This window comes from Schumannella sp. 10F1B-5-1, from assembly GCF_006517535.1.
In the GTDB taxonomy this organism is placed as follows: domain Bacteria; phylum Actinomycetota; class Actinomycetes; order Actinomycetales; family Microbacteriaceae; genus Schumannella.
Window position 1 is genome coordinate 1 of record NZ_VHQH01000026.1, and the last position, 435, is coordinate 435.

The window sequence follows — 435 nt, forward strand, 5'->3', positions numbered from 1 at the left end:
GTCTCTGGGATGCACGGCTCGAGGCACTGGTGGTCGACTCGATCCTCACCGGCGAGTACGACAGCGAGCTCCCGAGCCGTGTCGCGGCCCTCGGCTGGAACGGCCACGGCGCGGTGTCGGTGCTGGTCGGCACGGCGCCGCGGATGCTCGACGTCGACCAGCTGCGGCGCACGGCACGGCACCTCGACGCCGATGTGCTCATCGGCGTGCAGGGCAGTCGCCTCGTGCTCGTCATCGGACGCGTCGACCCGCCCGAGGAGGGTGAGGTGCGGGAGCCCCTGCCGTTCCTCGAGATCGCCCGGCAGCTGGAGCCCGGTTTCGGCACCGGGCATCTGGTGCTGGGGCACGAGGTCCCGTCGCTCGTCGACGCGGCCCGCAGCGCCCGCGCCGCCCTCGCCGGATTCGCGGTCGCGAAGTCCTGGCGGAACGCACCGC

The 435-nt window shown here is 73.3% G+C and carries 1 pseudogene; it reads left to right on the forward strand.

What is annotated here, in order from left to right:
• Positions 1-435, forward strand: a pseudogene (locus tag FJ658_RS03625) (PucR family transcriptional regulator); the annotation flags it as partial.